20 protein-coding genes are annotated in these 21,448 nt (G+C 48.9%); 12 read left to right on the top strand and 8 right to left on the bottom strand.

All coding sequences use genetic code 11. The features are described 5' to 3' along the window. Positions 1-53 precede the first annotated feature (53 nt). The gene (locus D1627_RS10835) at positions 54-911 is read right to left on the bottom strand and encodes an SDR family oxidoreductase (RefSeq protein ID WP_119432254.1); all 858 of its coding nucleotides are present in this window, start codon (positions 909-911) and stop codon (positions 54-56) included. Positions 912-1,026: 115 nt separating this feature from the next. On the opposite strand from D1627_RS10835, the gene D1627_RS10840 reads away from it, so the two are divergent. The 6 genes from D1627_RS10840 to D1627_RS10865 all read left to right on the top strand — a co-directional run bounded on the left by D1627_RS10840 (position 1,027) and on the right by D1627_RS10865 (position 4,821). Beyond that, positions 1,027-1,272, top strand: a complete 246-nt coding sequence (locus D1627_RS10840; RefSeq protein ID WP_119432255.1) for a 4a-hydroxytetrahydrobiopterin dehydratase — start codon at positions 1,027-1,029, stop codon at positions 1,270-1,272. 135 nt (positions 1,273-1,407) lie between these two features. Further along, positions 1,408-2,118 (top strand): 16S rRNA (cytidine(1402)-2'-O)-methyltransferase, encoded by a 711-nt coding sequence (gene rsmI, locus D1627_RS10845; RefSeq protein ID WP_119432256.1) that lies wholly within the window; start codon positions 1,408-1,410, stop codon positions 2,116-2,118. Position 2,119: 1 nt separating this feature from the next. Continuing rightward, positions 2,120-3,373, top strand: coding sequence for an Lnb N-terminal periplasmic domain-containing protein (locus D1627_RS10850; RefSeq protein WP_119432257.1), 1,254 nt, complete (start codon positions 2,120-2,122; stop codon positions 3,371-3,373). Beyond that, entirely contained in the window at positions 3,348-4,151 is an 804-nt protein-coding gene (locus tag D1627_RS10855) for an inositol monophosphatase family protein (protein WP_119432258.1), read from the top strand. The genes D1627_RS10850 and D1627_RS10855 overlap by 26 nt, the downstream gene beginning before the upstream one ends. Positions 4,152-4,182: 31 nt before the next feature. Beyond that, positions 4,183-4,359, top strand: a complete 177-nt coding sequence (locus D1627_RS10860) for a FeoB-associated Cys-rich membrane protein (RefSeq protein ID WP_119432259.1) — start codon at positions 4,183-4,185, stop codon at positions 4,357-4,359. A 123-nt stretch (positions 4,360-4,482) separates the two neighbouring features. Next, the gene (locus D1627_RS10865; protein ID WP_119432260.1) at positions 4,483-4,821 is read left to right on the top strand and encodes a hypothetical protein; all 339 of its coding nucleotides are present in this window, start codon (positions 4,483-4,485) and stop codon (positions 4,819-4,821) included. A gap of 56 nt (positions 4,822-4,877) precedes the next feature. Here the strand turns inward: D1627_RS10865 and D1627_RS10870 are convergent, their stop codons facing one another. The 6 genes from D1627_RS10870 to D1627_RS10895 form a co-directional block, all read right to left on the bottom strand. Continuing rightward, positions 4,878-5,810 (bottom strand): mechanosensitive ion channel family protein, encoded by a 933-nt coding sequence (locus D1627_RS10870; RefSeq protein WP_119432261.1) that lies wholly within the window; start codon positions 5,808-5,810, stop codon positions 4,878-4,880. Positions 5,811-5,851: 41 nt separating this feature from the next. Then, complete coding sequence (locus D1627_RS10875; RefSeq protein ID WP_119432541.1) at positions 5,852-6,874, bottom strand: SPASM domain-containing protein; 1,023 nt, start codon at positions 6,872-6,874, stop codon at positions 5,852-5,854. A gap of 100 nt (positions 6,875-6,974) precedes the next feature. Next, on the bottom strand, positions 6,975-8,162 hold the full coding sequence (locus tag D1627_RS10880) for a baeRF7 domain-containing protein (protein ID WP_119432262.1): 1,188 nt from the start codon (positions 8,160-8,162) through the stop codon (positions 6,975-6,977). A 215-nt stretch (positions 8,163-8,377) separates the two neighbouring features. Beyond that, complete coding sequence (locus D1627_RS10885) at positions 8,378-9,796, bottom strand: TlpA disulfide reductase family protein (protein ID WP_158607176.1); 1,419 nt, start codon at positions 9,794-9,796, stop codon at positions 8,378-8,380. Between the two features lie 167 nt (positions 9,797-9,963). After that, positions 9,964-11,343, bottom strand: coding sequence for a DNA repair protein RadA (gene radA, locus D1627_RS10890; protein WP_119432264.1), 1,380 nt, complete (start codon positions 11,341-11,343; stop codon positions 9,964-9,966). A 164-nt stretch (positions 11,344-11,507) separates the two neighbouring features. Further along, entirely contained in the window at positions 11,508-14,429 is a 2,922-nt protein-coding gene (locus D1627_RS10895; protein ID WP_119432265.1) for a CHASE domain-containing protein, read from the bottom strand. 249 nt (positions 14,430-14,678) lie between these two features. Between D1627_RS10895 and D1627_RS10900 the strand changes: the two genes are divergently transcribed. From D1627_RS10900 to D1627_RS10920, 6 genes are all read left to right on the top strand, one after another. Beyond that, on the top strand, positions 14,679-15,161 hold the full coding sequence (locus D1627_RS10900; protein WP_119432266.1) for an Mpo1 family 2-hydroxy fatty acid dioxygenase: 483 nt from the start codon (positions 14,679-14,681) through the stop codon (positions 15,159-15,161). A gap of 24 nt (positions 15,162-15,185) precedes the next feature. Next, entirely contained in the window at positions 15,186-15,902 is a 717-nt protein-coding gene (locus D1627_RS10905) for a hypothetical protein (protein WP_119432267.1), read from the top strand. 106 nt (positions 15,903-16,008) lie between these two features. Then, complete coding sequence (locus tag D1627_RS10910; RefSeq protein ID WP_119432268.1) at positions 16,009-17,079, top strand: hypothetical protein; 1,071 nt, start codon at positions 16,009-16,011, stop codon at positions 17,077-17,079. 33 nt (positions 17,080-17,112) lie between these two features. Then, a complete protein-coding gene (locus D1627_RS18605) occupies positions 17,113-17,247 on the top strand; it encodes a hypothetical protein (RefSeq protein WP_262697029.1) in 135 nt (44 codons plus the stop codon). Between the two features lie 44 nt (positions 17,248-17,291). After that, complete coding sequence (fumC, locus tag D1627_RS10915) at positions 17,292-18,689, top strand: class II fumarate hydratase (protein ID WP_119432269.1); 1,398 nt, start codon at positions 17,292-17,294, stop codon at positions 18,687-18,689. A 206-nt stretch (positions 18,690-18,895) separates the two neighbouring features. Further along, complete coding sequence (locus D1627_RS10920; RefSeq protein ID WP_199688420.1) at positions 18,896-19,684, top strand: GIY-YIG nuclease family protein; 789 nt, start codon at positions 18,896-18,898, stop codon at positions 19,682-19,684. A 263-nt stretch (positions 19,685-19,947) separates the two neighbouring features. On the opposite strand, the gene D1627_RS10930 is transcribed toward D1627_RS10920, so the two are convergent. After that, on the bottom strand, positions 19,948-21,162 hold the full coding sequence (locus D1627_RS10930) for a sensor histidine kinase (protein ID WP_119432272.1): 1,215 nt from the start codon (positions 21,160-21,162) through the stop codon (positions 19,948-19,950). Between the last annotated feature and the right edge of the window lie 286 nt (positions 21,163-21,448).

Genomic DNA, 21,448 nt, shown 5'->3' on the forward strand with positions numbered 1-21,448 from the left:
GCGTACTTTAGCAGCGCTTGCAAGTAGTTTTACTCTTTTTAGTTGCCTTAGGTTTAGGTAGTCACCATTTCGCCGCCGTTTATATGGAGCATCTCGGCAATGGTAAACGATGACTCCTCTGATGCCAGGTACACATAGGCTGGCGCTACCTCAGAGGGCTGCCCAGCACGCTTAAGCAGGGTTTTCTGGCCAAAGGTTTTTACTTTTTCCTCCTCAAACGATGCAGGTATAAGTGGTGTCCAGATTGGGCCTGGGGCCACGCCATTTACTCTGATGCCTTTATCTGCCACCATCTGTGCCAACGTGCGCGTGAATGCCACAATCGCGCCTTTGGTAGAGGAATAATCCAGCAACACTTTGTTGCCATGATATGCCGTAACCGATGCCGTGTTGATGATTGAGCTACCTTCTTTCATGTGGTCGAGCGCCTCTTTCACGAAATAGAACATGGCAAAGATATTTGTAGTGAAAGTGCGCTGCAGCTGCTCCGCCGAAATATCCCGGATGTCGTGCTGCTCGTGCTGCTCACCGGCGTTATTTACAAGTATGTCCAGCTTGCCCAGCTCTTTTACCGTGCGCTGCACAGCTTCTTTGCAAAAATTTTCCTCGCCCACGTCGCCGGCAATAAGTATGCATTTTCGGCCTTCTTTCTCTACCATGGCTTTGGTATCCTGGGCATCTTTGTCTTCTTCCAGGTACACAATAGCGATGTCGGCACCCTCGCGGGCATAATGTACCGCTACGGAGCGGCCGATACCGCTATCGCCTCCCGTAATCAAGGCTACCTTATCTTTTAGCTTGCTACTGCCTTTGTATGTGTCTTTAATAATTTCCGGCTCCGGAATCATTTTATGCTGGTCGCCGGGCTGGTCGAGTTGTTGCCCCGGAAAAGATTTAGGTTTGTTTTCCATAGTTTTCTAGTTTTAAGTACTGATTCCGCACGTAGCGGAACGTTAGAACTATACGCCCGGCATAAAAAGCATGTTGCCAGGCTATTGAAAGTATAAACCCTAAACGCAAAAGCATATGTGGCAGGAAAAAGACAATAAACTGGTTTGCAGCCTTACGTTCAAGGATTTTAAGCAAGCGATGGACTTTATGAACCAAGTGGCCGAGGTAGCCGAGGAAATGGATCATCACCCGTGGTGGAGCAATGTGTATAACAAAGTAGACATAGAACTCACCACGCACGATGCCGGCAATACCGTAACCGACAAGGACCATCAACTGGCACAGCGCATCGACGAGATCTATACTTCGTTAAAGAGTTAAGCGGGCGGTTGCCATTCTTATACCTTTGCATTCGTTTATCTTGTTGCCTGCAGCGCCCCGAGCCATACTTCCCCTTGCAACTTTCTAACCTCCAAACTTTTTAACTTTCTAACTTACATAAGTTATCTTTACGGCATGCAGGAACAGGAAAAAACGAATTTATACTTGGTGCCGACGCCCATCGGCAACCTGGAGGACATCACGCTCAGGGCCATCAGGATACTAAAAGAGGTAGACGTTATACTTGCCGAGGACACACGCACCAGCGGAAAGCTGCTACAGCACCTAGGCATTGAAAAACGCATGCACAGCCACCACTTGCACAACGAGCACAAGGCCACTGCGCACCTCGTGGACCGCCTGAAGGCCGGCGAGGTGATGGCCCTTATTTCAGATGCAGGCACGCCGGGCATCTCTGACCCTGGCTTTTTCCTGGTGCGCGAGTGCCTGAAAAACGACTTAAAAGTAGAATGCCTGCCAGGGGCCACAGCCTTTGTGCCAGCCCTGGTTAAATCCGGCTTCAGTACCGACCGCTTTACCTTCGAGGGGTTTCTGCCGCTAAAGAAAGGACGCCAAACACGCCTGCTGAGCCTGGCCGAGGAGGAGCGCACCATGATTTTTTATGAGTCGCCGCACCGCCTGCTTAAAACGCTTACGCAGTTTAAAGAATATTTCGGAGCAGACCGCGAGGCATCTGTTTCACGTGAAATCACGAAGATGTTTGAGGAAACCATTAACGGCACCCTGGAAGAGCTTATCGAGATCTTCAATAACAAAGCCATTAAAGGGGAGTTTGTGCTGGTAGTTTCCGGAGCGCCGAAAGCCGGTAAAGCTGATAAAGAATAAGATGAAGAACGCAATCAAGAAAACCATACTTGCCCTGCTGCTTTGCCTGCTCACGCTGCCGGGCTGGGCGCAGTTTGAGGGCATGCAACTCTCGCCGCAGGCAAAAATAAGCCTGATAACCTGCTCAAGCGGCCAGGACCTGTATGCTATATTTGGGCACAGCGCCGTGCGCGTAAACGATCCTGCGTCCGGCCTGGACATTGTGTTTAACTATGGTACTTTCGATTTTGATGAGCCTAACTTTTACCTGAAGTTTATCCGGGGCAAGCTAAACTATAAACTTTCGGCGGCATACTTCAGCGATTTCGTGAACAGCTATGCCCGCGATAATCGCTCGGTGTATGAGCAGCAACTCAACCTCACACCTGATGAAACGCAGCAATACTGGACCTTCCTGACGACGAATTACCTCCCCGAGAACCGCTTTTACCTGTACGACTTCTTTTTCGATAACTGCGCCACCCGCATCCGCGATGGCCTGGAGGCTACCTTCCCTAACCAGCTGACCTTTAACATCAGCCAGTTCGATGAAGACATGAGCTTCCGGAACCTGATCGATTTGTACCTAGTGCCGCAGCCGTGGTCGGATTTTGGGATAGACCTGGCACTGGGCGCGCGCATCGACGAGGAGGCAACGCCTTACCAATACATGTTCCTGCCGGATTACCTGGAAAAGGGAATTGCCAACGCCACGCTCTCCAAAGATGGTCAGACCAAGCCGCTCACGCTGCAGCGCCAGGTGGTTTTTGAGCGCGAGCCTATGCCATTTGATGCCGGCTGGCTTACGCCACAGGTAGTATTCTGGATATTCTTGCTGGTTGTAATCGCCATTACAGCAAGAGATGTTATAAAGCGGCAGCGTAGCCGCGTGTTCGACATGGTGTTGTTTTTTGTGGTTGGCCTGTTGGGCATCTTGCTTTTCCTGCTTTGGGTGGCTACAGATCACCAGGCAGCAGCCTACAACTTTAATTTGCTTTGGGCTTTGCCAACACATGCCATTGCTGCTTTCTTTGTGGGACGCAACGTACTTGCCAACTGGATGCGTAAATACATGCTGGTAACGGCACTGCTTGCCACAGTGGCACTAGTAGGCTGGCCTCTTTGGCCGCAAATGTATCATGCGGCATTTTTACCGATCATGCTTTTGCTGGTACTAAGAGCCCTGTATGCCGTATGGTTCTCTAGAAAGGCGCGAGCCATTGTAACAACTCCAAGTATAGAGCAAACACATGAACCTAGAGCCAATAGCAACTAACCTGAATAAACTTTGCCGCAAAGTCGGCGCCTTCATACATCAGGAAGGCGAGCACTTCGATCGTTCTAAAATCGAGATGAAAGGTTTTAACGATCTGGTGTCTTATGTAGACAAGGAGGCAGAAAAGAAGTTGGTGGAGGGCCTGCGCCACATTCTGCCAGAAGCAGGCTTTATCACCGAAGAAGGCACCGCCACCACGCGCGGCGACCGCTATAACTGGGTAATAGACCCGCTGGACGGCACCACCAACTTTACGCACAGCTTGCCTGTGTACTGCGTTAGCGTTGGCCTGATGGATGGGAACGAGGTAGTAGCAGGTACGGTATATGACCCAAACCGCGATGAGTGCTTCTGGGCTTACAAAGGAGGAGGCGCCTATTGCAATGACCACCCTATAAAAGTATCCGATTCGACTGCGCTTAAAGATAGCCTTATAGCCACTGGCTTTCCATACTATGATTTTGGCCTAACGCAGCAGTACCTGCAGGTGCTCGGTTCGTTTATGTCTAAATCGCATGGCATACGCCGCATGGGTTCTGCCGCCATCGATTTGGCGTATGTGGCCTGTGGCCGCTTCGAAGGTTTTTTTGAGTATAACCTAAACCCCTGGGATGTTGCTGGCGGTTCCATTATTGTGCAGGAGGCCGGCGGTGAGGTGAGCAAGTTTACCGAAGACGAAGACTTTATTTTTGGAAGGGAGATTGTAGCCAGCAACGGAAACGTACACCGAGAGATGCAGCAGACGATCGCTGAGTTCTGGAAAAACACCGGAGCCTAAACTTTTTATACTCCCGCAGGGTTTCACATACATGATACAGCACATCCTCATACTTCTGATTTTCCTGGTGGCTGTGGCTTACATGGCCCGCATGCTCTACCGCAGTTTTGCAGCTAAAAGCGGCTGCGCCAAAGGTTGTGGTGCCTGTTCCACCATTGATTTTAAAAAAATACAGAAAGACCTGGAAAAACAGCAGCTTAGAGCGTAAGCGCACGTTACCCAAGTGCTCACATACTCCCGTTTGCACATTAATCCCTCATCAATTTGTATCTAAACTTCGTTTTTGCGTATAGTTCTATACTTGAGTTAGAAACCACTTAAACTAGATACCATGCAAGATAAAGTTGAAGAAAGATCTTTGGTTAACGTACTGAACCGCCTCCAAAAGGATGGCTATAAGTATGATTTTAAAGTATCGCAGGATGGCAAACTGTGCACCATGGAAGAAAAAGACCAGTTCTCTGCGGAGGAAGTGCGCATTGTAGACTTTTACCGCTTTGAGGGCGAGAGTAACCCGGACGATATGTCTATACTTTACGCTATCGAAACGAAATCTGGCCTGAAAGGCACCATCTCGAACTCATATGGCCCTTATGCCGATGAAAACGTGGATACGTTTTTAAAGCAGGTAGAGGACCTAGGCAAGAACCTTGATAAGAACGACAAGTAAAACAGAAAGGGCCGTTGGAACGGCCCTTTCTGTTTTATAAAGTATAAAATTATGCTCTATTGGCCATTGCCGTTCAGGTGCTGGCCATTTTTTATGGATGCTGATATAGTCTGCAGCTCCTCGCTCAGCTTTTCGCCGCCCTTTATTCCGAAATCCAGCGTACGAATAGGGAATGGGATCAGGATGTCGTTGGCATCGAAAGCCTTTTTGATGCGGATAATGGCATCGCTTTTAGCGCCTACATAGTCTACCTGCCGGCTGTAGCTTACCCAAAAGCGCGCCTTAAAGTTGATGGAGCTATCGCCGAAGGCATCATACATTACTTCTATATCTCGTGTCTTTACGCGGTTTTTAACGTCCTGCAGCGCCTCTATCACCACCTGCTGTACATGTTCCAGGTCTTCGGCGTAGGAGATACCCACTTCCAAGTCTACGCGGCGCACGCCATGTATGGAATAGTTTGTAAGCGGATTCTCGAAAACCATTTTGTTCGGCAGCTTTACCAACTCGCCGGTAACTTTCCGGATGTCCACGGTGCGCAGGGTTATGCGCTCAATCACCCCAAAGTAATCGTTCGTCTCGATCATGTCGCCAACGCCAAACGGTTTCTGCATAGCAATAATCACCCCGGAGATAAAGTTGGCTGCGATATCCTGAAACGCAAAACCCAAGGCCAAACCGATGATACCGACACCAGCCAGTAAGGAGATAACGACCTTATCAAGGTTAAGCACATTGAGCACAAAGAAGAAGCCCAGAATGAGCACTGAGATGTACACCAAAGTAGTAACCAAGTTGCTTAGAGCCGCACTGTGCGAGAAACGCGTTACAACGCGCTCTACGGTGTTGCGCACCACTTTAGCCACATAAAAGGTTACAATGAGCAGAATTAGTGCTACAAAAAGGTTGGGCAGCATCAGGATAATGTCATCGCTCCAAGCTTCTAGCTTACTCCATAGTAATGCCACCGTTTCGTTAAGGTCTTTCATATAATCTGTAAAAGTTGTTACACGTAAAATTGATATTCTGATTAGGCCCATACTTTGGTCCCTTCTGTGCAGTTGCGGCACATCTCCACTTCACTCCGCGAGCGCAGCAGCGTTTGCCGGAATTTCTTATACTTTTCCCCGCGCCATACTTGGGCAAAGCTTTGCTGCTGCAAATCACCTTGGCGGTACTCAGCGTCCTTATCGAAGCAACAGGGTACCACCAGCCCATCCCAGGTAATTACGCAGGAATGCCACATTTTCCAGCAGTGGTTTAGCAACTTATTTTTAAGGCTGTAGCTGCCGTCGCCGTTGTTGTGGTATCTGGAGTAATAATCAATCGTCGGGATAAGCGGAGAGCCTTGGGCATAATCGTAGATCTGAGCGGTTTTAAACACGACCTCATCTACGCCCAGCTCTTTGGCCAGCTCTTTTACGTCCTGCAGCTGGTGCTCGTTAGGGCGCACTACCAAAAACTGAAACATGATGTGCGGTGTTTTCGAGTTTAGCGCTTTTTTCCACTTCACAACGTTTCGTGTGCCGTCCAGCACTTTCTCCAATTTGCCGCCAACCCTGTAAGCCGCATAGGTTTCCTGCGTGGTGCCGTCAATAGATACGATCAACCGGTCGAGGCCGGATTCCACGGTTTGGCGCGCCGTATCGTCATCCAGGAAATGCGCGTTGGTAGAGGTTGCCGTGTAAATCCCTCGCTCAGAGGCATACTTTACCAGCTCCAAGAGGCTCTTGTGCAAGTATGGCTCCCCCTGAAAATAAAAGATAAGGTACATCAGGCGGTGGTGCAGCTGGTCTATCGTGCTTTTGAACAGCTCGTTTTCCAGCATCCCCGTTGGGCGGGAGAAGGAGCGTAGGCCGCTTGGGCACTCAGGGCAGCGTAGGTTACACGAGGTAGTGGGCTCCAGCGAGATGCTCAGCGGGTACCCCCAGTGCGTGGCCTTGCCGGTGAGTTTAGCGTATAGGTAGCTGCCTACCACCTGCATGGCGTTAAGCATGCGCAAAGGCGTTAGCTTCGACAGAAAATTAAACCCATCCGTGAGTTGAAGTGCCATAGAAAAATGCAGGAAGGCCAAAGCCAAAAATAAAGGGGCAACCCTGGTAGGTTACCCCCTAATTTAATCTATCTGGCGCTAACGGCCAAAAAAACGGTTATTAGTATCTGAAAAGAGCTTTCACGTTTCCGTTGGCACTAGGGCTCTCGCTAATTCCGCCATAGCTGTTTACGAATACCTTACCTCCTTGCGACAGCGTTTTGGTAGCTGCCAGGTTTATCAGGTCGTGGTCGCCTCGCTGGTACTCCTCGTGCACTTCAGCCGTAGCGCTTGCTGCGTCATACCTTCCCCAAACCGGCTGGCTCGGCGAAATAAACAAAGTATCAACACGGCCATGCACAGCTTCTGCGGCCACTGTGGCAATGTCTTCGGAGGTAGCGCCTGTGCCAGCCACATTCTCGTAGCGTGTCAGGGAATCGCTATGCCCTTGCTGCAACAGCGGCTTAATTACTTTCATAGCCTTCTCGTGCAGCACCTGCATGTTATTCACATCGCTGTTTTCGTTTATATTTATGTTCTCAGGCACTATGTTTTTATACTTGCTGATGTTGCGGTAAATACCGCAGTAATGGTCTACGCCGGCCAGCACCAATGGCTCTGACTCGTTATGGAGAATTTGCTGCAGCCCGTTATCAATGGCAAGCATGAACTCGCGCACGCGCTCATGCTCCTCATCGCCTTTGGTAGAGCCAGGGCCGTGCACAATGCCTGTCCCGTTTACAGTTGTAGTGGAATTGGTGAAATCCTGGTCGTTGCCCTTCACATCATACTTCAGCGCCTTGTTGAAGGTTTCTGGCACAAAGCTGCTCACATCAATTGGGCGTATCTTCTCAATGGTGGCCTCATAAAAACCTATCTTCTCACGGTACAGGCAAAGCAAGAAAAAGCGGCCATTCTGGCTTAAGATCGGCAATAGCGGAGTTACGTAGAAATCATCAAGCACATAGGCTACGTCTGGTACCGCAATTGGTAAGGTATAGTGTGCCGAGAAGCCTTTAGTAATAAACACTGCCAGCCCTTCGGCTTGGTGGCGCCAAAAGTTTGTATCGTTCAGCAGCTCTTCAGCAGGTTTCATGTAGCTCTCGATCTCTGCTTCCGACACATCGTGTCGTTGGAGCAGGTTACGTGTTTCTCTTAGTTTGTTTTTAAAAAGGATATGGTCCTGGCCATTGAGTGTTTCGTGCCCTGCACGGTGCGTAGGGATGTAGATAGAGATGCACAAAGCATTCTGTGTGTTGTTCTGCACATTCAGCAACTTCTCAATGTCGCTTTTATTGATTAATGCCATATGGTTAGTGGTTAAGGAAGAGTACCTATAATTGTTTAAAATTGTGATAAAAAGCACCTTTGCCAGCAGCAGTGGTGTAGGGTTTAAGTACGCATCTAAACAAACTACGGTTATTGCCAGCCCTTACCTGGTCCACTGGCCCTGGGTACAATACAAAAAAGCCCGGCTTCTTTAGGACGCCGGGCTTGGTGGGAGGCTTAATGTGTGAACGATGATTATTTTAACGAGGCCTGATGCAACTCTAAGTAGTTCAACAGGTCACGGATAGTTTCCGGATGGTTGGGGTGGCTGGCTTTCAGATTAGCAAGCTGACCGTTTTCATCGACCAGAAAATATGCGGGCACATCTTTTAAGTTGTAGCGCTGCATAAGGTCGGAGGCCTGGTCTCCGGCATAAAGTTGCTCTCCTTGCAACTGCTTTTGCTCCACAAGCTGGCGCCATTTCTCCGGCGTTTCGTCCAAAGCCACATTCACAAACACTACTTTCTCGGCATTAAGCTTGCCAATTAGCTGCTGCAAATGCGGAAGCTCCATCAGGCACAGGCCGCAGTCGCTCTTCCAGAAGTTAAGGTATATCAGCTTGCCTTTAAAATTGCTAAGGGCCACTGTGTTGCCAGCGGTATCAACGGCAGTAAAATCGGGGGCCATGCTGCCGGGGGCTAGGCTTTTATTGGCGTTGCTGAGTTGTTTGAGGTAGGTGTTTAGTGCCTGGTCGGGGTTGCGGGCGATAAAATCCTTGAGTAGCTGCTGGGTATACTTCAGGTGGCCAAACTGTATCGATTGCTTTAACACCTGCGCTTGCGCCATCATTAGTGCCGCCCCCTGCAGCTTTTGGCCGGCCACATCGTAGCACGCTTTATAGAACTGCTCGCTCTCCTTGCTGCTGCCTGCTTGCTGGGCGTAGTAGAACGTATAGTCCTGGAGAAAGCTTACGTATGCCGGGCTCAGATGGCCCTGCGGACGTTGCAGATCCAGTTGCTCCAGGAAAGTATAAAAGCTTGCCTCGGGCTTGGTGAGTTTCAGTTGCAGCGCCTGCTCGCGCAGCGGATGGTAGTTCAGCTTATCCTTGGCGTAGCCAAACTCGATCTCGGTAAGTATAAAACTCCTGAACTTTTCAGATAGTGTATACTTTGCAGCATACTTATCAAGGCTTTTCAGCTGGTCGGCGCGGCGGTAATCCAGAAACTCTGTAAACTCCCCGGCTTTTAATTTGATGTTATCTGGCAGTACCTGGTAATCCTGCTCTTCGTCGAAACGGGCCGTGGCATAGGCCAGGTAGTTGTTCTCATTGGCACCTTTTCCGTTATACTTTATCGTTTTAAAGAATTTGCCACCATTAACTGTAAGTTTCAGGTCATAGCCGGGCTCAAGGTATACTTGTACCACCTCATCGCCGTGCAGCAGTTCCGCCACCGTGGCCTCCTGCACCGGCACCTCTATTCGAAAACTGTCGCCGTCCAGCTCTACCTCCGTAACTTTTTCGTCTGGTATAAGCGGGTTAGCATACGTTACCAGCGCTACATAGTCATCGAGCGGGTTAGTGATTTTGCCACTGATCACGGCTTTGCCTTGAGCTAGAAGTTGATGGGTGAACAGGAGCAGGAGAGTGGCAAGCAGCGGGGTAAGCTTTTTCATAAGTAAGATTTCTGGTGATAAGGTTAAAGCAATGGGGCATACACCCATACCTTGTTAGTACCTTAAGGCCCTGAACAGCAGCGCCCTGAAATATAATTCCAGGGCGCTGCTATTTTTCTTATTTTACCAGAATATGCTAATACCACCTATGCAAAGCAAAAATCATACTACCCGAACAAGCTGCTAAAAACCTCCTCTAAGCGGCCATACGCATGTATATTAATAGAAAACTTGCTCAGATCAACTCCTTTTTTATTATACTTTGAGATATAGATATCTGTAAAGCCCAGCTTTTCGGCCTCCGTAATGCGGTTCTCTACGCGGTTTACGGCACGCACCTCGCCACCTAAGCCCACCTCGGCAGCAAAGCATGCCGTGTTCGGAATAGAGATATCCTCGAAGGAGGAAAGTATAGAAGCACAAACAGCCAAATCCAGCGCCGGGTCCTCAACCTTCAGGCCGCCGGCAATGTTCAGGAACACGTCTTGCGCACCCAGGCGGTAGCCACCACGCTTCTCGAGCACGGCCAGCAGCATATTCAGGCGCTTGGCATCAAAGCCGGTGCTGGAGCGTTGTGGCGTGCCGTAGGTAGCGGGGCTCACAAGGCTCTGCACCTCTATCAGCAGCGGGCGGTTGCCCTCCAACGTGGCCCCAATAGAAATACCACTAAACGCATCCTCGCGCTGGGTAATCAGAATCTCAGATGGGTTGCTTACTTCACGCAAGCCAGAGCCCATCATTTCGTAAATTCCTAACTCGGAGGTGGAGCCAAAGCGGTTTTTGGTGGTGCGCAAAATGCGGTAAGTCATGTGGCGGTCGCCTTCAAACGTAAGCACCGTATCTACCATGTGCTCCAGAATCTTTGGCCCGGCCAGGTTGCCCTCTTTGGTGATGTGGCCTATCAGGAAGACCGGCGTGCCGCTCTCTTTGGCAAACTTAAGTAGCTCCGCGGTGCACTCGCGCACCTGGCTCACGCTGCCCGCGCCTGCCTCAATAAAAGAAGAATGCAACGTTTGGATGGAGTCGATGATGAGCACCTGCGGCCGCACCAGCTCTATTTGCTTAAAGATGTTCTGCGTGCCGGTTTCTGTAAGTATAAAGCAGTCGGAGGTTTGGGCCGAGAGGCGCTCGGCACGCATCTTTATCTGCTGCTCGCTTTCCTCGCCGCTAACGTACAGCACTTTAAGGCTGCTCAGGCTCAGCGCAATCTGAAGCATCAGCGTACTTTTACCAATACCCGGCTCGCCACCGATCAGCACCATAGAGCCCGGCACAATGCCGCCACCTAGTACGCGGTTAAGCTCCTGGTCCTGGGTTACGATGCGCTGCTGCTCCTGGTAGCTGATGTCGGCGATGGGTTTGGGCTTGTTGGCCACCTGCGCCGTGCTGCTGCCCACTTTCCAGGCAGTGGTAGGGGTAACTTCCTCGCGCTGCACTACCTCTTCTACGTAGGTGTTCCACTCGCCGCAGGCCGGGCACTTGCCAATCCATTTAGCGGATTGCGCACCACAGTTCTGGCAGAAGTAGGATGTTTTAATTTTTGCCATGTATACTTGCTGTTCGTATTTTGATGGTTCGTGGCTGGGCTATTTTACCCAGCCAATCAGAACAAATTTGGGAGCCGGAAGGGTCAGTTTTTCACTCAAATTTTCGGGATAATTCCCGCATGTAGGTATAACTGCTTTGGCCTTACGCTTGGGCGCTGGTGAAACTATACTTCCTGTGCTATAGACACTTGCTTAAAGTAAACCCGGAATGTAGTGCCTTTGCCTAAATCGCTTTCCACCTCAATCTTTCCGCCATTGTTCTCGATGATGCGCTTTACAATGTATAGCCCAATGCCAGTACCCTCTACGTGTGTATGCAAGCGCTTAAACATACTGAACAGTTTATGCTGCTGCTCCTTTCTGATGCCTAAGCCGTTATCCTGTACCTCTAATATTGTGTATTCCTTTGTTTGATAGGTTCGGACATGCACCTCAGCTCTGCGCTCCGGCGCTTTGTACTTAATGGCGTTACTTACGAGGTTATAGATGATACTGCGTAGGTTTTTGCGTGCGTAAAGAATGTTATCTACCTGCAAATCCGTTTTTATCGAAGCCCCTGATTCGCGTATCATGCCATCAATATCTGCCATGATGTCCTGCAGCATGAGCTCAAAGGAGAGCGGCTCTACATCCGAATGGAGCTCCTTTTGCACCTTGGTTATTTCAGCCAGATCGGCAATAGTGCCCTTTAGTTTATTAATGGATATCTGGACCATATCCAGCACTTGCAAATCCTCTACCTCCAGCTTTCCCTTCAATATATCGCGCAGCAGTGTTGCCAGCCCCTCCATGTTGGCAATCGGAGATTTAAGGTCGTGCGAGGCGGTGTATACAAAGTTATCGAGGTCATTGTTAATGCGCAGCAACTCATCGTTTTTACCGCTCAGTTCATCATTTGTCAGCAGCAGCTCTTTCCGGGCGTTTACCAGTTCGGTTACCTCTACGGCAAACACCAGCACGGCCTCTACTTTTCCGGTGGCATCAATCAGGGGCTGGTACACCAGGTTAAAGTATCCGTAAACTATGTCGCCACTATTATTGCCTTCTACGGCTGTGGGCACCTCGTTGCCAATAAACGGCTCTCCAGATTTGAACACTTCTTCTACTCTTTCAAAAAAGCCCTGGCCTTCCTGATCCGAGTGCGCCTCGTAAATGGTTTTCCCTACCAATGGGCGGTTGCCATACAGCCTGCGGTACTGTGGGTTAGCCAGCACATACTGGTAGTCCGGGTAACGGATTAGGCCTACTACAGCCGGCACTTCCAGGAATAGCTTCTGCAGCAACTCGGCGTTTTGCTTTACTTTTCGTTCGGCCTCTTTTATCTCAGTGATATCAATAATGGAACCTATGTAACCCAGGAAATCGCCATTAGCCCCGAAACGCGGCGTGTTGGTGCCAACTACCCAGCGGTACTCCCCATCAAAGCGGCGCATTCTGTACTCAGCCCTGAAAACTTTATGGTCTTTAATGGCCTGTTGCGTTATGCGCTCTTTCTCACTCACATCGTCAGGGTGCACCACGTCTTTCCAGCTCATGTTGATTGTGTCTTCAAAGCTGATGCCTGTAAAATCCCCCCATTGCTTGTTTACATACAAGAAGTTGGCGCAATCGTCCATTACCTTTATCATTACCGGCGCGCTGTCGGCCATGTTTCTGAAGCGGGCCTCGCTTTCGATAATGGCCTGTTGGGCTTCTTTTTCGTCGGTTATGTCGCGCACTTCAATGATGGCGTAGCTTTCGCTGCCGCTTTCGTGTATAGGCTGCACAGCGCACATTACGTTAAAAGTGGAGCCATCTTTGCGCACAAACACATCCTCGTAGGCGCGCATAGGCTTATGCACAGCAAGAGCATTCCGGATAGGGCACAGGGTCACAGGAAATGGGGTACCGTCGCTGTACTTGTAATGGATCATGTCGTGCAGGGTTTTCTGCTGCATTTCCTCAAAAGTATAGCCGACCATTTCCTCAGCTGCCGGGTTCATAAAGGTGCAGTAGCCCTTCGAGTCGATGATGAAAAGGGCTGCCGTGGCGTTATCGGTTATAGTTTGTTTAAGCCTGTTGGAGCGCCGGATGTTGGAGAGCGACCAGATGATGAAGAACATCAGGAAACTGATGATACTGCCGCCCAGCAGGATAAAGTATGGCAGCTCGGAATCGGCTGATTGCCCGAAGCCTGCTTTGGCCGAGATATAGAGGCGCCACGTCCTGTTTCCGATGGTAATTGTATTTAGCTCGCTAAACTCATGGTTTTGGGCGGCGTGGTAATAAAGCGTAGAGTCGGTGCTGAAAAGCAGGTCTTTTTTGGCTAGCTTGGTGCCATCGTATACCTCCACATTTAAATCCTGAAAATCATCAACCAAAATGGCCGTCATTAGGTCGTTGGCACGGAAGGGGCTGTAGACGTAGCCTTTGATAAGCCTTTGCCGCTCCTGAATAGACTCTGGCTCGATATTGCCTTTGTAAACCGGAAGGTAAATCAGGAACCCTGCCTGCTCATCCTTGCCGGTTTCCTGCAGTAGCCGCACCTTGCCCGACATGGCTGGCTGGCGCGTATCGCGGGCAATACGCATGGCTGAGCGCCTTGTTGGCTCACTAAACATATCAAACCCAAAAGCGCGTTGGTTCCGCTCATTAAAGGGTTCCAAGTAGATAATGGATGTGTAAAGAGGCCGCTCGCCTTCAGGGCTAATTTTGAAGTCTTTGAAACCTTCGTTCCGGATTTGCTGCTCGAACTTAGGAAGCTCCTCTGCCTTTACAACGGCGGAGTACCCAAAACCTTGTATGCCCGGATAGTTCTCTTCCAGGTTCAGAGTTTTGTAGTATGACAACCAGTCTTTGCGAGAAATACTATCCGAGGAGACAAACAGAGCCTTACCACCTATCAGGATCTGGATGTAATCGTGCATGCGCTTATCGATCGCCTCCGTTACCTGGCCTGCACGCAGCGAAAACATTTTGGCGCTGCGCTCCTCAGCCTTCTTCTTCGTTTCGGAATAAATAAAGAGTGTTAGCAGAAAGATAAGCAGGAATGAGAAAATCGCAATAAAATAGTCTCTTACAAAGGACGCCAGTTTGGCAAATTTCATGTGCTTGGAGTTAATGCCGTAGGGTTACCAGAATAATATAATTTTGATGGCCTGTTTGAGGCACCTCCGGCATAAAGTTTTGTACTACTTCAAATGTATGAAAATTCAACTCCTAAGCCAATACAAAAGGTTTAAACCTGACATCCTTATTTTACCGGCAAGTACGCAAACAAGACTTGCAAATTAGTATTCAAGCCCGTACTTTCCTATGGCGCTAAAACATATATCTTAACTAATTCCGGACCTCCCATGAGAACAGTGCAACAATGGTTTAATGAGTATGGCCAGAGCCATCAGAACCATACGAACAAGCTCATCCATTGGGTTTGCGTACCACTAATCTTTTTCAGCATTGTGGGCCTTTTGGCCAGCATACCCAGCGGTGCCCTGAAGGGGTTGTTCCCGCCACAGCTACAGCTTTACGCGCATTTTGGCACCGTGTTGATTCTTTTAGGCTTACTGTTTTACCTAAGGCTCTCGGTGAGTATGTTTATAGGCATGGCCTTTGTTTGCGCCGTGATGCTTTGGGCAGTGCACACCGTGCAGGCATATGTTGCCGCGCCGCTCTGGCTCGTATGCCTGGTTGTGTTTGTACTGGCCTGGACAGGGCAGTTTTACGGGCACAAGGTGGAGGGCAAAAAACCATCGTTTTTGAAAGACCTGCAGTTTCTGCTGATCGGGCCGGCTTGGTTGCTGGGTTTTATTTATCGGAAATTGGGGATACCGTATTAACTTTGCGGCACCAATACCTATACTATGCTGGAAATAATTAAAAGCCTGCTAATTGCCTTTTTTGCCATTGCCGTGTTGCTGCCTGTGGTGCGTTATGCCCTGCGCCGCCTTTCGCCGGCACGCCAGCGCGTAACTGTATCCGCTGAGGAAGTGAAGTATATTCAGAAGCAAGAGCTCAAGCTAACCATCATCTACTTTATTTTTGCCTGTGTGCTGGCAGTTTTCAGCGCTGGCATGCTGGCTTTAGTTTCCAGTATTATCCATAGCTCTTCAGATTACCTGTACGTGCTCACGCCAAACTTCCGAGCGCTGTTTGCCCCTGGCTTGCTGCTGGGCTTAACTTTGGCAGTTTTGCCGCTCCGCTTGGTGCAGCGCACGCTAATAGGCCACGACTATGAGCTATACAAGGATTTCCTGAGCCAAACGGAAGGCCATAAATCTAACCGCATTTACACTGTTTTATTCATGCTGATGCTCGTGATTTCCGGTGTGATTGCTTGGTTTGCGGTGCGCTGGCATGTTACCATCACCGAGGACAAAGTAGAGATCACCAACCTGTTTCTGGAGCAGCGATCTTACCCGATGCAGGAGATCCAAAGTATACACTACCTGGGTTCTGAAGAGGAGTACCTAATTACCTTCCAAGACCAAACCAATCTGAACACCACGTACCTCAAACCCATTTCGCTGGAGATGATCGCTTTATTGGCGCAGCAATCCGGACAGCGTGTGATCCGGTAAAGTATAACCTGTAAATGCTACGGATTATTTTCTATTCTCCTGCCCAAAATCCTTTCCCACAAATCTAATTCTCAGCTAACTTTGCGCGATTTTCTTATGATATACCATGAAGTATAAACTAGTGATGCTCATGCTGCTTATGCAGTTATCGGCATCGGCGCAAAAAAGCGTGCAGGTGGCTAACCTGCAACTTACCATTCCTGTACCGCTAGCGCAGCCGCAACCTACCAACCCGCTGGATAAAGCGCTCCTTTTCTATGGCTTTCAGCAGGGAGACGAGGTGGTGATAAACGTAGAGCCTGCGCAGAGCAACCAGCCTTTCAACCTGGAGGTTCGGGAGTATGGCTCTAGCTCAGCTGTTTATTCGGCTAGAAACCAGAAGAAGCTGCGCAATGTGCGCATACCCGCTCCGCGCAAAATTGCTTATCAGTTTATACTTACATCCGCTAACGGCACGGCCATACCAGCTCAGCTAAATATTAAGCGCATCCCGGCAAGCAGCGAGGCGAAGTACTTTAACCCCAACATCACTTGGAAGCCGCAGCACGACACCACCTGGACGACCGTAACCGAAAAAGTTGCTGTGAAAGGCGAGCTGGCACCCGTCACGCTGATAGACAAAACCTTTAAAGTTGCCTCTAAAGCCAACCTGAACCCCAGTCGTGTGGCCATTCCGTTTAAGCTGCCTGCCAATACCGTGCACTGGGTGTACTGGGTAGGAGTGGGGCAGGAGCCCGTGGAGCAGCTCAGAAACATTACAAGTATGGCTACCAAAGGGGCGGCAGCGCTTGCCTCTACCGTTAGCCCGGTGGCCGCTTTCGGGCTTGGCCTCATACCCAGCCTGCCCCAGGTAAGCTCCTCCGGAAGTATAGATTACTACTTCATGAACAAGGCCTCGGCAGACAAATTTGTGGCAGACGCCGACTCTGACTGGAAGCATTATGCCTTTGCGCAGGGCACCGGCGTGGTGGCCGACTATAAATTAGTGCAGCTCTCCGAAACGCCTAAAACCCCTGAAGGCAACCTGTATGCCGTATTTCGAAACAGTAATTCCGTAACCGGCCTAGATATTACCCTAAAAGTGATAGCCTTTGAGCAGGAAAAGAAGTATGTAAACAGGCAGGTGCGCAAACCGCTTAGGATCGAGCAGAAATTTGTACCCGTCTTCGGAGAATAGGCTTTTTGAGTGATGAGTTTAGAGTGCCGGGTTATGAGCTTTATACTTAGGTTGCTGGCGGGATTTATACTTATAACCGGAGGCAATGGTATGCAGTGGCTGACACAGCGCGCCAAGTATAACCAAAGTGGCAACACGCAGAATATTAGACTCAAAAAACTTTTGTAGATTTGCCTTAAACTGATATTCCTTTTAACCAAACATAAATTGATATGCAAGTTCGCGTAGAGAAAGACACGATGGGCCCAATTGAGGTGCCTGCAGACAAATATTGGGGCGCTCAGACGCAGCGTTCAAAGGAAAACTTCACGATTGGTGGCCAGCGCATGCCGCAGGAGGTAGTGGAGGCTTTTGCTATCCTTAAAAAATCAGCGGCGCAAGCCAACGCCGAGCTGGGCGTGCTGGCGCCGGAGAAAGCGGAGATCATCTCTAAAGTATGCGACGAGATCCTGGAAGGCAAGCTGAACGACGAGTTCCCGCTGGTAGTATGGCAAACAGGCTCGGGTACGCAATCCAACATGAACGTGAACGAAGTGGTAGCCAACCGTGCGCACGTACTGCTAGGCGGCCAGCTTACCGACGAGAAAAAGCAGATCCACCCGAACGACGACGTAAACAAGTCGCAGTCTTCTAACGATACCTTCCCAACAGCCATGCACATTGCCGCTTACAAGAAAGTGGTAGAGCACACGCTGCCGATGGTCAAAAAGCTGCATGATACGCTGAAGGCAAAGTCGGAGGAGTTTATGGATGTGGTAAAGATAGGCCGCACGCACCTGATGGACGCCACCCCGCTTACGCTTGGCCAGGAGCTTTCTGGCTACGTGAAGCAGCTGGAGTATGGCATGAAGGCGCTGAACAACACGCTGGACCACCTGAAAGACCTTGCCTTGGGCGGCTCTGCCGTAGGCACTGGCCTGAACACACCAAATGGTTATGCTGAGCTGGTTGCAGAGAAAATCTCTACGTATGCCGGCCATGAGTTCCGTACGGCTCCTAACAAGTTCGAGGCGCTTGCCGCGCACGATGCCATGGTAGAAACCTCCGGCGCCCTGAAGCAGCTGGCAGTTAGCCTGATGAAGATCGCCAACGATATCCGTTTGCTTGCTTCTGGCCCACGCTCTGGTATCGCTGAGATCCTGATCCCGGAAAACGAGCCGGGTTCTTCCATCATGCCGGGCAAAGTTAACCCAACGCAGGCTGAGGCCATGACCATGGTTTGCGCCCAGGTGATCGGTAACGATGTGGCTATCTCGGTGGGAGGCATGAATGGCCATTTTGAGCTGAACGTGTTTAAGCCCGTAATGATCTACAACCTCCTGATGAGCGCCCAGCTGATCGGCGATGCCTGTGACTCTTTCGACAAGCACTGCGCCGTAGGCATCGAGCCAAACAGAGAGCGCATCAAGCACAACCTGGAGAACTCACTGATGCTGGTTACAGCCCTGAACCCACATATCGGTTACGACAACGCCGCCAAAATCGCGAAGAAGGCCCACAAAGAAGGTACTACGCTTCGCCAGGCCGCCATCGAACTTGGCCTGCTCACCAATGAGCAGTTCGACGAGTGGGTGAAACCAGAAGACATGATCGGCAGCTTGAAGAAATAAGACATTAGATTTTAGACCTTAGACACAAGAATTTATACTTGTGTCTAAGATAAACAAAAAGGCAGCTCCGTTTGAAGCTGCCTTTTTATTGTATATTACTTTGTATAGCTTTTGCTATATTTATACTCCTAATTATTCTTTAGACTACAGCTATGAATAGGCCACAAACAATTCAAATATTTTTACCAGATGGATCCCCACGGAGTGTGAAAATTGCAGAAATAACTAACAGAGTTGTTAAAGCTGTTTTAGTCCCTAGGAACAAGCTAGAGTACATAGCAAGTAGAGACGAGTTGAAAAACGTGGGCGTGTACTTTTTATTTGGAGAGAGTGCTGATAAGGCAAAACCTATGGTTTACATAGGTGAAGCAGAAGACTGCTTAGATCGCATTAAACAGCACAACAGGTTAAAGGAATTTTGGAATTATGCTGTTGTAACGGTTTCTAAAATCAATGCTTTCACTAAATCTCACGCTAAATACTTAGAACATATTGCTGTGGCAGAAGCCAAAGAAGCAAACCGCTTTGACACAGAAAATACAGTAGTTCCAAGTAAACCATTTGTAACAGAATCTATGGAAGCTGACCTATTAGATAGCTTCGATACAATCAAGATTCTGCTTTCCACTTTAGGCTTCCCTGTATTTGATAAAATCACTAAAGAATCTATCACTAAAAAAGAACTTCTAATGCTTAAAGGTGACAATCTCTATGCCGAAGGAGATTTAATTGATGATGGCTTTGTTGTTTTTAAAGGATCAGGGCTAAAGCATAATACAACTGCTTCTTGTCATGATTATTTGGTAACCTTGAGAAAAAAGCTGATAGAAGAGCAGATCGTTATGAATGTTGACGGCAAATACAGATTTATGGAAGATTATATTTTCAATTCTCCAAGTACGGCTAGTGGTGTCGTATTGGGAAGGGCGACCAATGGTTGGACAAGCTGGAAAGATAGAAGTGGAATAACTCTTGATGAGTTAAAAAGAAAATAGCGGCATTCTTAGTGAGGGCTATTATCCCCCGCTAGTGCCAGCTCGAACTCAATTATCACAACAGATTAGCGATAGCACCATCACCGTAGCTACTATCTACATTTACTCCCAAGCTCAATGCCACCGCCGAATTTGGAGTTGCATGTAGAGTATAGAACTGATAGGATGTATCTCTCTTTCTGAGTTCTTTACACGAGAAGAACAGCAAGAGCATGCCCAAAAACCATATAGCTTTATACATTGGCTGATGTATAATGTGGCCTTTAAAAAATGATGGTAATAGTTGTGCCTTTGTTTAGCTCGCTTTCTACTATTATCTGGCCTTTCACGTTGTCTATCATTCTTTTTACAATGTATAAACCCAAGCCACTACCTTCCACGTGGTCATGGAAGCGCTTAAACATCGAGAAGATCTTGTCCTGCTTGTCGTAAGGAATGCCAATGCCGTTGTCTGAAACCGATAGCTGGGTTTTGCCACCGACCTTTTTCATACGCACCAGAATTTCCGGGGCCCTGTCAGGGGAGCGGTACTTAATGGCGTTGCTTATCAGGTTGTGCATTACGCTCTTGAAATTCTTGGCCGAGAAGTATAGAGTAGGGTCGTCTTCGCAAGCCACGGTTATACTTGCGTTAGACTCAGCTATTTGCCGCTGCTGCTCTTGCTTTATCCGCTCTACCACATCTACCAGATTTATCGCCTCGACCTGCTCATTGCCGCTGTTTTTGTCGATTTCTACGATGGTTGTGAGGTCTTTGATGGTGGCGGCAAAGCGTTTGATAGAAGACCGCATTAACTTAATAATGCTATTAACTTCGTCCCGATCCAGGTTCTCCTTGCTAAAGGTCTCCGTCAAGGCATCCAGCAGCCCCTCCAAGTTAGCAATCGGAGACTTTAAATCGTGCGAGGCTGTGTATACAAAGCTGTCCAGATCGAAGTTGACGTTTGCAAGTATCCTGTTTTCGTGATGCAGCTCTACGTTGGCCTGATAACTACGCTCCAGCACATCCAAGCTTTGCAGGTAAAAAGACAGCAGGTCGGCAAACATGTTGAACATGCCGATAATCTTGGGATTATTAACCTTAGCTGGTTTCGCGCTTATGGCGCACAGTGTCCCGAAAAACTCTCCGTTCTTTAAGACAATAGGAATAGAGATATAGCTTTGTAGGCCATAGATTTTAGGGGTATGGTGGCATTTATAAGTCGTGTCCTTTTCAAAATCGTCGATAACGATGGGTTGGCGATGGTCCCTGATTTCGCTGCATAAGGTTGTGTCTACTTTCAGTTCATCACCTTCTTTTAAACCAAAATCTACCTCATCGCGAACGCTGCATGCCAGCCACCTGTTATCGGTAACGCGGGCAATGGCTGCAAAACCCATTCCCGTGGTCTGGCAAATAACGTCCAGCATGGTGGACACATTGGTAATCTGCTTTACAGCTTCAAAGTCTTTATATAACTCGTCTTGGATGTCAATCATTGCAAGTAAAGGGGTACTGTTTTTTGGGGTTGTGGAGTAATAGTATCGCTACTGCCAAGCTTGCCGGCAATTCGGTTCTTAAAGAAACTCAGCTGCTTCTGCAGGTAAACCATAAACGCCAAAAAGGCAACTTATGATACTGGTTTGGTTAAACAGATTAAGCCTTAAGAGTTACACAATGAAGCATTGCCACCTTAAGCTGGATAGCATACTTACGGAAGTACAATCACGAGAGCAATTGAGAACTCTTACAGCCGCAGCCAGGCAACAAACGGGTAAATGGCCA

Origin of the sequence: Pontibacter oryzae (genome assembly GCF_003576375.1) — a bacterium.
Taxonomy (GTDB): Bacteria; Bacteroidota; Bacteroidia; order Cytophagales; family Hymenobacteraceae; genus Pontibacter; species Pontibacter oryzae.